The following is a 12,487-nucleotide window of genomic DNA, read 5'->3' on the forward strand; positions in this document are numbered from 1 at the left end:
TTTATATGCGTTGTTTGAATACGGGCTTACTGAAGAAGTCCGAGAATAACCAGACTTCTTCAGATAATAATCTTTTTTATTACCTCAGATTGTTAGTTTATTATTAGTATTATTATCATTAGCGTAATCACCAGACTTCAATAACTCCGATAAATATTCGTGAGCAATACCTCGTTGTAAAATTTCATGATAGAATTGATTTTCAAAACTTCTTAAACAGCCATAGCAGCTTGTATCTTCACCACAACCACATGAACCTGAGACTTTTAATCTTGCATTTTCCAAGATTCCTTTTAAATTTTGGGATATTTTTTTTGCATGTCCTGCACCACCTGGTACATCATCGTATAAAATTATCGATGTGTTAGTAACATCAACTCCATCAGCTCTGTAAAGACATCCACCGATCTCACTTCTTGCTATACCCAATTCAATACTTGCACCTTCCATAACTGTATAAAGTAATGAAGGCCAGAAACTTTTTTCTATAAACTTCATGGAGATTAGAGGTAATTTGATTTCTACAACATCCGTAATAAAGTCATGTCCTAAATGGATATTGTATAAATAGGTGTTTTCACACTTTTTACCAAGCTTCGTTTTATGCTCAACTTTGGTTTCTTTTTTACTTTTAACCGGCTTTGTTTGTGCAATATATCCACAGCGTTTACAGAGTGAATATCCCATACCTCCCCCATTGTTAACTATTACCATTTTCCCTCTGGATGAATACTTAACATCTATTTCATGAGTTCCAATTTTAACTACATCATGAGAAGTCTCTGTAAGTTCTAATTCTTCGTCCACATAGGTGTCAAACTTTACTCTTGAAGGAAGAGGTTTGGCTTTACGTCTTTCTCCTGGATTTCCTGGTAAATCGTCTGCCTTTGTTGAAAAACCGAAGACTGGCTGTAAATAATAATGATAGTTTAATGGCTCATTACAACAATCGGTCTCTCTTTGTTCATGTGAAGTTCCTAAATCAACATGATATCCAAATAACCGACCACATTTTTTACAAATTGCATACTGTTGGACTGGCCAACCCTTCATTCTACTCATGTTCAAGGCATATGGTTTCCAGACCTTTTTATTAGCCACAATTTCTGCCCCCGGAGCAAATTCAGAGATTGCTAATTTCAGATCCCTTGAAATATTAACAACTTTGGCATTCTCTCCATTGTGAAGAATATCTAAACTTACAACATCTACTGGGAATCCATACTTTGGAAGTACATTACTTGATGATAAAAAGCTCAATACATCTTTTTGTAAATAAGTGTTTTGAATTTTTAATATACTATCACTAGGTTTACGTTCTAAATCTAGTTTTTTCTTTAATTCTTCTAAGTCTTCGATTATCTCTTTAACACTTGACTCCGCAATAACAAGTGCACCTTCACCGTCTTTAACGAGATAGTCAATCCATTTCCAATTCTCAATGTCTACAAATGCTCGTAATGATTTTGATTTTGGTACAATGTATTCTAATGATTGCTTAAGATCCTCTGGGTATTCACTTAAGATTTCTTTTAATACTTCAACTGCGCTTTTTCCACCTTCACCGGAAATATTCAGGAAATTATCAACCTTCCCGTAATATGTTTCATACTTTCTAAAGAACCAAGCAAATACCACCGAGAACATATGACGTAAAACAATCTTCTCATTGTTCATTTCAATATATGGTGCCTTTATCATCCCACCTATTATTCTTTCAGGGAATTGATAGTATGTTAAGTCGTGTGAACGTCTTTTTGCATAGGTTAATGAAAACGCAGTTGATTCAGTTCGTCTGCCCGCTCGACCTGCTCTTTGAATATAGTTTGCAGTTTCAGGTGGCACATTGCGCATAAATACTGCCTCTAACTGCCCTACATCCACTCCCATCTCAAAGGTCGTGGAACAACTTAATACATTTACCTCTCCTTTTTCAAAACGGTTTTGCAATCTTGAAGAATATTCACTTGTTAACTGTGCTGTATGTTCATTTGCAATTAGAGGTAATGGTTTCATTTTTGTGTATAAATCTTTAAAATAAGAGAAACGATTCTTCTCTTCTTTGTATTCAGTTAGTTTTCCTTCACATCTATATGTAGAACAAATGCCCCTCAAACTACTTGAAACAATCCTCCCACACTTATCACAAATATATGATGTTTCTGGTTTAAAGACTTGCCATTTTTTATAATTTAATTTTAAAACAGTTCCTTCTCTTGGAAGTGGAGTTTCATAAATATATTCATCTTTTACCCAGAATCCTTTATATAGCTTTCCGATTAAAAGTTCTTTTAATAGACTCCTAGCTTTTTCAGAAGCATCTTCTTTTGAATAGCCTTTTGCTTTATAGAGTTTCTGAATAAAATCAAGTCTTCTATTATTGAAATTTTCTCGTGGTAACCAACCTAAGATATGATTACCTGAAGCACTCTTTTCAGATTCTAATTTGAAATAGACTTCCTTATTTCTAGGTGCAAAAGTTTGATCATTTATTGACACTAATTCTGGGAATGTTATGGCATTCATATCTCTTAATGAATTAAACATAACATTATATAATTCCCATAGTTCATCAATAGTAAGGTCTAACTCTGAATCGATGCCAAGACTTTTCATGTTTAATCTTGACCATTTTGCTGGTTTTTCCGGAACAAAAGATATTAGCCCCAAACCTTCGAGACCAATTTGGCGTTCTGTGTTCATAAATTCCTTAATTAACACTGTTTGTATATGCTTTTGTTTCTCAATATCATCTAATCCATTTTCAAAAAGATTTTTTTCTTTTCCATATTTCACAACAGCATTTGCAAGACTATCTATTCGGATATCATCATATTCTTGCAAGTTTCCAAGTTGATGAATAATTGCATTTCTCCACAGAATGTTACTGTATTTTGACTGTAAATACGATGCAAAAAAAGCAGCCTCCTGACGACTATCAGAGAACACTAACAGTTTTCTTCCCAATAATTCTTCATCAATTTCTTCTGTTTCACCAAATAAGTCATCTTCTATTACCTTTTGCTTATTTGGTGGAATACATTGATACAACGACCTTGTTAATACTTCAGTTGCTGGGTCATCAGCCGTTCTAAACTGCTTAACAATATTTTTTGAATGATTGCCACACTTTAAACATGTGTTCACTGAATACTCAGGCATTTTAATTTTAAGTACTTTTATATATTTTTCATTTGGATAATCACAACAATTTGTTCGTCTCTTTTTTCCTTCGGGTTCGATATGTCCACAACAAGTACATAGTATATATTCGTCACTGTCTAATGAAATAGCCCCACCTTCAACAATAGATTCATCACTATCTATTAAAGAAATATCCATATCATCTTCTGCTAAACTAAGCATATAATATTCCTGTTTTCTTCTTACTACTCCTTCAATATCTACATCAGCATCAGCATGTATCAATGTTTCATTTTCTGTACGTCCTGTGATATACTCTTGTCCACATCTTTGACAGTTTGCCAGTTCAAACGTAGCAACCCTGTTACCATCATCTAAACTATGTGTTTTCTTTCTGTCTAGAAATAATCTTCTTTTTTTGTACAGAGCTACATAAGCTCCTTCTAAAGCTTTTGCAAACACATGATATCTTGCTGGTAGCAATGGCATGGAATCGACATCTTCTTTCGCCATTGCACATAAGTTAACAATTTCCACAAGTGCTACTAACTTTTCAGAGGCTGATAAGTTTTCATCTTGAAAAAACACTTTTGTTAGATCACTAAGAAGTTGTGGCTTTCTTTGGAGGCTATCCTGCAATTTCATTACATTTAAATCATTCTTAAGCAGATCAAATAATTCTCTGTTAGAATAGTTTCTTGCTAAACCAAAGTATTCCTTACTAGTCCTTTTAACACCATTTATGTTTCGATCTAACAAATTTACTCTCTTCGATTCAATAATATCATCTGGATAAAATGGTTCGTGAAATAAATCTGAAGCAAATTTTGCTACTTCTTTGTATGCTTCTTTTCCTCCACCTAGTGTTGCACTTGTAGCAATACATGTTAACTTTTGTTTTTGGATTTTAGATATCCTTTCTTTTAATTTCTGTAAAAGCATCGAAATTTCAGTACCTTTTGCCCCTTTATAGGTATGAGCTTCATCTAATACGATAAACTTCCAGTTTTCTGCGTTTTTCTGGTCAAAAAACACATTATCGTTTGGACGTAAAAGTAAGTATTCCAACATTGCATAGTTTGTCAGTAATATGTGTGGAGAGTTCTCTCTCATTTTCTCTCGAGAGATCAATTCATTTGGTATCAGTTCTACATCCGGGTTTGTTTTTGCAAATAACTCTTCAGCTTTCTTTTGCGTTTCCTCTGTTTCACCTGTGTACCTACCAAAGGTTATATCTGGATAATCTTTTAAAATGCCTCTTAATCTAGCAATTTGGTCATTAGCAAGAGCATTCATTGGATAAAGCAAAAGTGCTCTAATACCACTATTTAAGGTTCCAGTCTCTTTCTCCCTCATTAATTCATTAATAATAGGAAGTAAAAAACATTCAGTTTTTCCGCTACCAGTCCCAGTAGCAACGATAACATTTTTTCCCTCAATTACCTTTTTCATAGAGGTTTCTTGATGAATATATAGTGTGCGATCGAGTGGAAAGTGTTTTTTCAATTTATAAAACTCAGTAGAGACTAGGCCATCATCCATTAAATCTTGCATGCTTTTTCCAGTAATAAAGGGTTGTGTTATTTCTATAAAAGGGCCTTTTACAAATTTACCTTCCTCAGAAAGTTGTTTTTTTGCTTGACTCATTAAATCCTTATCTTGAAAGAAAAACATGGAACTTAAATATTCCACATACTCTTCCTTGATTTTATGTGTTGTAGTTATTGGATTTAAACCCATGAGCATCCCCTCTCCAATCGCATGTAAAGTTCAATAATAATTGCATCCCTGTAGTATAATTTCTCGCATGTTTCGATTGTGAAATTTAATAATTGACTAAACTGCTTTGTTTCCTGCATCAATCCGTTTCTAATACAAGATGCATATAACGCAATTAAGCCTATATAATAACCCAGCTCATCATCCATTCTTCGTTTCGATAAAGCCTTAAATGCATCTTTAAATTGTTCTTTTAACTTTTGCTCACAGTGTAAATATTGAGCATTAGCTAGTTTTTCTTGTATTTGGCTTGATTCTTCAGTATTTTCCTTCCATTCTACAAGTAATTGAAGTCTAGTTTTCCCAAAAATCATAGTCTCTTCAACTAAATTTTCTCGTTGAAACTCTCTTAAAAAATCTACAGAGGTTTTCGATAAATTTTTTGGTCGTAGTAAAGAGTTGGCTACATATTTAAAATATTTAGCAATATACGAACTGTTTCCTAGGTTTTTTTCGGAAAGAAACGTACCATCTGTATTTCCATCACCAAATAAGTCTTCCTCCTTCAATACTTCAATGCCAGCTATGCCCGCCCAGTTAAGTCCCCTTGAGTTATTATTGGACTGTATAAGATTGATAAATCCAGCCATGTCTTCATCTATATCAGACAGTAATTTTAATTGAAAGTCATTCAATCTCGTAGTAGAAGTAAAATTATTACAGTGAAACTTATGCAGTAATTCTTTCTTATACATCGTAGAGAAATCACTTTCTAAAATATATTTAATTGTTTCACTTCCGTAACTTGAAAATAAATTAAATAATGAAGTCATTAGGTTCATTACTTCAGTTGAGTCCTCTTTATCTAGGTAGAATCTATCATGCAAGATATAAGCATTCGCTATCATATTGATATCTTCTGGAACTTTAACACTTATACTTCTAATCTGAGATTTAATCTTTGCTAAGTATCTAGGTACCTTTTCGGTCTTCATAAATCTACTTCTCAATAACTGATACAATAATTTCTCCATATCTGAGGAGAAATTTTGTTCTCCGTCAACCTTAATCCACTTTTTTTGAAAATCCTTTAAACAACAAACTCCAGCCTCAACTTCTTCAAACAAATCGTCTGCTTCCTTTTGTATTAAATAACGATATATACCTTCTTCAAGCAATTCGGTGTTAATGGTTATTTCGCACATTTTATCTTCAATCTTGAAATGATACGGCTGTACCCATGGCCTTAGAAAATTAAATTGAACGAGTTCCCGTCCACAAAGTGTTCCCTGCTCTTTCCATGTAAAGGAAATATCACGCTCGTTTGCTGAATAACGTGCATTTTCCACTACCACTTCATCTTGAAATCTAGCAATCAGGAAGCTTGAAACCATTATCTCATTTGAATTGAGTAAGGTTACTCGAAGGTGAAAATCTATCACATTACTTGTATTTTGAACTTCAAATAAGAAGGGATTTAAAGGTACTCTCAATCCATCTTTTTTTGGGATTAAAATGTTATTACTCTGTACTATAGTCTTATAAGGTCCTACCAAATCAATTTTTATAGTTTGGATATCATAAATTGAATCAAAGTTAAATCCAAATAATAAATATGGATCAGTTGCATTACTTAAATCTTGTAGTGTTAGTGTATATACTTTGCTTGAAAGATCGATAATTTCTTTTTCAAGTCCAATAATCCCCCATGATACTGGGTAGACACTTTTTTTGATAGAAGTAGAAAAAACATATCCATTAAATGTGTATTTGTAATCACCCACTAAAAAACGGTCCTTTGCATTGATTTTATATCGATGAACATTATAATCACCATGATGGATTTCGGACATCTTTTCTGCGTTATATATATCAATGTCAACACTTTTACTAGCCCGTAACATTTGTACGTTATTAACATATCCCTGATAATTAGTTGGCCAGTAATCATTCTTATCAATTTGAATTGTTCCAAAAGGCACGTATTCTATACTAAACCTTCCATTAATCCCACTTCGATTCCATATTTTAATATCATATTCTCCATATGATGCATTATTAATATAAGAACTAAGTGAAATTCTTTCACAATCAGAACGGACAACTACGTTCGACTTACTAATTACATCGTTTGCTGCTTTATGTTTAATTTCGATATGCCACTCGCCTTCAGTTATTATCGGAACTTTTATGTAAGGTAATGTAATATAAGCTCTGGAGTTTTCCTGATTAAATAAAGTTTCTCCCCCTTCAATAATAGGTTTATTTTCAGAATTTACACGGATATTCAATCCAGAACATTTAAGCATCTTCAAATTTGACAATTCAGCTTTAAATACGTTAAAAGAAGTCCACAATGGTATTTGTGGTAATTCCATAATAGGTAATTCATCTTTTTCTAAAATACTGATATTCTTATTCAGCAAAAGAATGACCGAGCTATTCGGCAGGTGTTCTGTCTTAATTACATTTCCATTTTGAGAAAATGCAACATAATTATTTTTAACTCCGTCAAATTCCCATTTGGATATCAGGTTATCGTCGACTTTAAGAGTAATACTGTATGAATGTGCTGGTTTTAAGGTAACGATCTTTTCCTCTGAAACTAGTACTCCACTTCTTCTAAAAAAATCTGCTTTCACAATATTTGTAGTATCATCGCTTGAGATTTCCCAGATAATATAAGAATCAAAACAATCCTTAACAATTATTCTTGGTACTTCGCAATAAATACCTACTCCGTTTAGGTCAATTTTTATTTTTGGTGCGTTTATTTGAACATTACTTCTAGCCTGCAGATTCTTCTTGTTTTTTGGTCTTTCCTTCCACAAAGAAATCTGTTCCAACATACGGATATAGTTTCCGCTATCCATTTCCTCATCACTATCAACAGAATCACTAAGTACTAATTGTTTGGTATTCTGAATAAAATTGTAGGAATCCCTCTTATTAGTTAACTTAATAAACCGTTTTACTGGCATTTCAGTCTTATTTTTCAAGTAACCTAGGTAATCATCAACATCAAAATCATCATAAAAGGCATCATTTACAGTATTACTAATAGCTGAAAAATAACTGTCAAACGCATTAATCGGAATACCTGCATGACACAAAATAGGGGTTACATAAGTGTATCCCTCTTCACTTTCGTTTTCAAATGTATTTAGGTTATATTCTTTAACTACACTCAAAAAGGTATTATGCATTTCCATCCGTCGTTGATAAGATAGATTGCCAGTGTATTTTTCTATTGGTTGCCAAAAAGTCCGTTTGTCGTATTCATAAACTGCACAAAATACTAGGAATGCTACTAAGGCTTCCTTATACATATAAAAACTCTTTGAATTTTTATCATTCTCATATAAAAAATTGATGGTTGAGGCTAAATGCTTAAAATCTTCTCTTGAAAGTGGCAAGTCCCCAATTAAGGTGTGCTTTGGTATCTGTTTAGCTAGCATTTCATTCATAGTTTTGAGCGAGCTATCTTCTGTAAATAAGTTCAAATACAACCTCTCCCTCTTTAAAAAATCACATTTGTAGATATAGTAATAATTAAGTATCTTTTTAGTTATATGGGTAGTAATATTTTACCATACTTATGTTTATAGATATTGAAAATTCTGTAATTAAGTTATAGTAAGTTTTAAACGTTCATAAAAGCTAATTATCATTATAAAATGGACAAATATGAACGGATATATTAACAGGCCATTAAGGTGTGTGGATAGTCTACACTTAGTTAGACAACTCTCATAAGTGCTAGTACACTATAGCTACCATCTTTAGGAGCGTGTGGAAATGGAAGGAAGAGCAACGAACATATACAGCCGATTTCAAGCTGCCGTTGGTGAAGCTTTATGAAAACGAGAAGTCTAGAGAGGACATTGCTAGGGAGTATGATATTACCCCATCTACGTTAAATCGATGAATCTTTAAAGCGGAATACAACCGTTCGGCGGAGGAGAATGATTTGATTCGACTCGGAAAGAAAACCAACAGATGAAAATAGAGGTAAACATTTTAAAGCAAGCCGCACTGATCATGGAACGAAAGTAGATGTGATTCGAAGCAATGCTCACAAATACTCGTTATCAGCAATGTGTGAAGTGCTGCAAATTCCAAGAAGTTCTTACTTCTATCAAGTGAAAAAGCGTGAAGATGACCAACGACAAGCAGAGGAAGCAGATGTTCAAGAACGGCTTTGCACCATCTTTATGCAAAGCCGCACCAACCATGAAACACGCAAAATTAAGTAAAGAGCTAGGGAAGCATCTCCAGACGAGGAATCAGCCGGATCATGAAAGAGCTGGGCCTTGTCTCTAACTACACGGTCGCTTACTACAAGCAGCAGAAGAAGCAAAGTAACGATGCAAATATCGCCAATGTATTAAACCGTGAATTCCAGCAAAACCAAGATTTGAGGTTATTGTTCAGTGATTTAACATATGTGCATGTGGGGTGAAAATGGAACTATGTATGCTTAGAGTTTAAATTGCGCACAGTGAAGATGGCGGAAAGCTGCGTGAAAGCGGAAGTGACCCGTGAGCTTGGGCTGGCTGTATCATTATTATGAAACCAAGCTTGAAAATTTCCATAGCTCTTTAGTTGTTTATCTTCGGAAACTCTCGGTAGCATATCGAGGATCTTTATTTCACATCAAAGACTTTCATTTTACTCGACTTACACACGTTTATATTCGATCTAGCAACTTTATTTAAAGCTTCGCTTTTTCATTTATAAATATGCGAAAGAGTTATTAAGATAAATGAAATTTCTGCTATAAGAAGTGTCAAAAGTATAATCTTCTCAAAAGTTTTATATGGTAAAATTTATAAATCACCTATAGGAGGGAGTGGTAAGTTTGACTATACATATAAAACCATTTGAGAATATAGAGGAGATAAATCTTGCTCTTTTCTCAAAAGATAATCCCATTGCAGACTATGAATTGCCAAGTGGACTCTTTGCAAAAGAAGAAGGGAATTTATTTTTTAAAATACTTTTGAATAACGAGGTAAGACATTGGGAGTATCTTCTAAACAATCGCCTTCTTGCTCTCAATTTAGACTTTGCTTATTCCATGCATTACTTTGAGAAGGGGATTCCAGACGATGAATGGTGTATGTCCCCAGGTTTTAAAGGTCAATCAGTTCAATATTATCCTCACTTTACAGATGAACATTTTAGCAACCTGCACAATTTTAGTTATTTTGTAGATATATTTTTTTTGAAAGCATTTACCGTTTTTGAAACATTAGGTCATCTTCTATATAAACACTATGAGCTTCCCCATGATAAAGATGACTGGAGAGACCAAATTAGTTTTAAAAGTGCTATTTTCAAATTGAATAAGGTCAACCCTACACTCCATAAAGAGTTAAAAGAAATTACAAAATCTAAACCTTTCTCAGATGGTGTTAGTATGAGAAATAATATTGCTCACAATCACCCCCCATACGAAATTAGTTCTGGAGTAAAAATAAAAGAAAATGGGGGTTCTTTTGGAATTGGCGATTATACCACCTCGAAAGAAATACGGAGAGTCATGATAGGTTTACTCGAAAGTATAAAACAGACATTTGAAGTCTTGGATAAAAACTTAACAGCCGTTTAAAATAAATTCCCCCAGGAGAGGTTTTATTTATAACACCTCTCTGAGGGAATTTATCAATATAAAGAGAGCTTAATTAGCCAACTCTCCAAATGTTTCACTAATTGGTTTCTGCAATCCACTTTCATCTCTTCTTGATAATATTGCGAAGAAAGGTATTGTGTCTCTCATTTCAACACCCTTTTATTTTATAGTGCAGTGTATGACTTTAGGATCTATTGTTAATGAAAAAGCGTGTAAAAAGACAATAAAAAAACCTCTACAACTGTAGAAGTCTTTTAGTATAGCTAATTTTTAATACCGGTGGCCGGGGTCGAACCGGCACTCCAGAGGAACACGATTTTGAGTCGTGCGCGTCTGCCAATTCCGCCACACCGGCGTGATTTAATGGAGGCGGCAACCGGAATCGAACCGGTGATAAAGGTTTTGCAGACCTCTGCCTTACCGCTTGGCTATGCCGCCATAAAATCAAAAATGGAGCGGAAGACGGGATTCGAACCCGCGACCCCCACCTTGGCAAGGTGATGTTCTACCACTGAACTACTTCCGCTAAAAATGGCTGGGCTAGAAGGATTCGAACCTTCGCGTGACGGAATCAAAATCCGCTGCCTTACCGCTTGGCTATAGCCCATAAATAAACAAAAAAATGGGGCGACCGATGGGAATCGAACCCACGAATGTCGGAACCACAATCCGATGCGTTAACCACTTCGCCACGACCGCCATTATTTAATTGGCAGGGGCAGTAGGAATCGAACCCACACTGGAGGTTTTGGAGACCTCTGTTCTACCGTTAAACTATGCCCCTATAAAACTGGTGGAGGGGGGCAGATTCGAACTGCCGAACCCGAAGGAGCGGATTTACAGTCCGCCGCGTTTAGCCACTTCGCTACCCCTCCATTATATGAGAGAAAAACTAAAAGTATTACTAAAATGGTGCCGGCAAGAGGACTTGAACCCCCAACCTACTGATTACAAGTCAGTTGCTCTACCAGTTGAGCTACACCGGCTTTTTAGTAAAGGTGGCTCAGGACGGAATCGAACCGCCGACACATGGATTTTCAGTCCATTGCTCTACCGACTGAGCTACTGAGCCTTAAGATAATATGTAAATGGCGGTCCGGACGGGACTCGAACCCGCGACCTCCTGCGTGACAGGCAGGCATTCTAACCAACTGAACTACCGGACCATTTATTGCGGGGACAGGATTTGAACCTGCGACCTTCGGGTTATGAGCCCGACGAGCTACCAGACTGCTCCACCCCGCGACGATAAATATGGTGGAGGATGACGGGATCGAACCGCCGACCCTCTGCTTGTAAGGCAGATGCTCTCCCAGCTGAGCTAATCCTCCATATGTATAAGTGAGATAATGGTGACCCGTACGGGATTCGAACCCGTGTTACCGCCGTGAAAGGGCGGTGTCTTAACCGCTTGACCAACGGGCCATTCGTTTATATGTAAGTTCTGTTCAAGAAATGGCGGAGAGCAAGGGATTTGAACCCTTGATACGCGGTTAGCGTATACACGATTTCCAATCGTGCTCCTTCGGCCACTCGGACAGCTCTCCAAATTGGCTCCGCAGGCAAGACTCGAACTTGCGACCGATCGGTTAACAGCCGATTGCTCTACCACTGAGCTACTGCGGAATGAATCTGCCTGGCGATGTCCTACTCTCACAGGGGGAAACCCCCAACTACCATCGGCGCAAAAGAGCTTAACTTCCGTGTTCGGGATGGGAACGGGTGTGACCTCTTTGCCATAATCACCAGACTTATTAGAGACATTTATTATTATAACATAATAAATTATTTTTGCAAGAACTTTTTTTGTTCTTTCAAAACTAGATAATATCTTAAGTAACCTTGCAGCCAAGTAATCGTTTGTTGCGTTCGGGCAGTCCGAAGACTGCCTTCGTTTGGTTAAGTCCTCGATCGATTAGTATTCGTCAGCTCCACGTGTCGCCACGCTTCCACCTCGAACCTATCTACCTGATCATCTTTCAGGGATCT

General features: G+C 35.8%; 6 protein-coding genes, 15 tRNA genes and 2 rRNA genes. 4 read left to right on the forward strand and 19 right to left on the reverse strand.

What is annotated here, in order from left to right; all coding sequences use genetic code 11:
* Positions 1–84: 84 nt before the first annotated feature.
* Together JOC78_RS03010 and JOC78_RS03015 are read right to left on the reverse strand one after the other, a co-directional pair.
* Positions 85–4,884, reverse strand: coding sequence for a DEAD/DEAH box helicase (locus JOC78_RS03010; protein WP_204552871.1), 4,800 nt, complete (start codon positions 4,882–4,884; stop codon positions 85–87).
* On the reverse strand, positions 4,875–8,366 hold the full coding sequence (locus tag JOC78_RS03015; protein ID WP_204552873.1) for a hypothetical protein: 3,492 nt from the start codon (positions 8,364–8,366) through the stop codon (positions 4,875–4,877). The genes JOC78_RS03010 and JOC78_RS03015 overlap by 10 nt, the downstream gene beginning before the upstream one ends.
* Before the next feature lie 287 nt (positions 8,367–8,653).
* On the opposite strand from JOC78_RS03015, the gene JOC78_RS17430 reads away from it, so the two are divergent.
* The 4 genes from JOC78_RS17430 to JOC78_RS03035 all read left to right on the forward strand — a co-directional run bounded on the left by JOC78_RS17430 (position 8,654) and on the right by JOC78_RS03035 (position 10,477).
* Entirely contained in the window at positions 8,654–8,791 is a 138-nt protein-coding gene (locus tag JOC78_RS17430; protein ID WP_204552875.1) for a transposase, read from the forward strand.
* 130 nt (positions 8,792–8,921) lie between these two features.
* The gene (locus JOC78_RS03025; RefSeq protein ID WP_204552877.1) at positions 8,922–9,119 is read left to right on the forward strand and encodes a hypothetical protein; all 198 of its coding nucleotides are present in this window, start codon (positions 8,922–8,924) and stop codon (positions 9,117–9,119) included.
* A gap of 41 nt (positions 9,120–9,160) precedes the next feature.
* Positions 9,161–9,325, forward strand: coding sequence for a hypothetical protein (locus JOC78_RS03030; protein WP_204552879.1), 165 nt, complete (start codon positions 9,161–9,163; stop codon positions 9,323–9,325).
* Between the two features lie 390 nt (positions 9,326–9,715).
* A complete protein-coding gene (locus JOC78_RS03035) occupies positions 9,716–10,477 on the forward strand; it encodes a Cthe_2314 family HEPN domain-containing protein (protein WP_204552881.1) in 762 nt (253 codons plus the stop codon).
* Between the two features lie 295 nt (positions 10,478–10,772).
* On the opposite strand, the gene JOC78_RS03040 is transcribed toward JOC78_RS03035, so the two are convergent.
* The 17 genes from JOC78_RS03040 to JOC78_RS03120 all read right to left on the reverse strand — a co-directional run.
* Positions 10,773–10,853 (reverse strand) — tRNA-Leu (locus JOC78_RS03040).
* Between the two features lie 9 nt (positions 10,854–10,862).
* Positions 10,863–10,936: transfer RNA gene (locus JOC78_RS03045), tRNA-Cys, on the reverse strand.
* Positions 10,937–10,949: 13 nt separating this feature from the next.
* Positions 10,950–11,024 (reverse strand) — tRNA-Gly (locus JOC78_RS03050).
* A 6-nt stretch (positions 11,025–11,030) separates the two neighbouring features.
* A tRNA-Gln gene (locus JOC78_RS03055) sits at positions 11,031–11,105 on the reverse strand.
* A gap of 16 nt (positions 11,106–11,121) precedes the next feature.
* A tRNA-His gene (locus JOC78_RS03060) sits at positions 11,122–11,197 on the reverse strand.
* 11 nt (positions 11,198–11,208) lie between these two features.
* A tRNA-Trp gene (locus JOC78_RS03065) sits at positions 11,209–11,282 on the reverse strand.
* 7 nt (positions 11,283–11,289) lie between these two features.
* Positions 11,290–11,373, reverse strand: a tRNA-Tyr gene (locus tag JOC78_RS03070).
* Between the two features lie 35 nt (positions 11,374–11,408).
* Positions 11,409–11,484, reverse strand: a tRNA-Thr gene (locus JOC78_RS03075).
* A 13-nt stretch (positions 11,485–11,497) separates the two neighbouring features.
* A tRNA-Phe gene (locus JOC78_RS03080) sits at positions 11,498–11,570 on the reverse strand.
* A gap of 17 nt (positions 11,571–11,587) precedes the next feature.
* Positions 11,588–11,664 (reverse strand) — tRNA-Asp (locus JOC78_RS03085).
* 5 nt (positions 11,665–11,669) lie between these two features.
* A tRNA-Met gene (locus JOC78_RS03090) sits at positions 11,670–11,743 on the reverse strand.
* 10 nt (positions 11,744–11,753) lie between these two features.
* Positions 11,754–11,829: transfer RNA gene (locus JOC78_RS03095), tRNA-Val, on the reverse strand.
* A gap of 19 nt (positions 11,830–11,848) precedes the next feature.
* Positions 11,849–11,923 (reverse strand) — tRNA-Glu (locus JOC78_RS03100).
* A 31-nt stretch (positions 11,924–11,954) separates the two neighbouring features.
* Positions 11,955–12,045 (reverse strand) — tRNA-Ser (locus tag JOC78_RS03105).
* 4 nt (positions 12,046–12,049) lie between these two features.
* Positions 12,050–12,124 (reverse strand) — tRNA-Asn (locus JOC78_RS03110).
* An 8-nt stretch (positions 12,125–12,132) separates the two neighbouring features.
* Positions 12,133–12,248 (reverse strand): 5S ribosomal RNA (gene rrf, locus JOC78_RS03115).
* 145 nt (positions 12,249–12,393) lie between these two features.
* Positions 12,394–12,487: ribosomal RNA gene (locus tag JOC78_RS03120) — 23S ribosomal RNA — on the reverse strand; the annotation flags it as partial.

The sequence above is a fragment of the Bacillus ectoiniformans genome (assembly GCF_016908875.1).
Lineage (GTDB): Bacteria > Bacillota > Bacilli > Bacillales > Domibacillaceae > Bacillus_BX > Bacillus_BX ectoiniformans.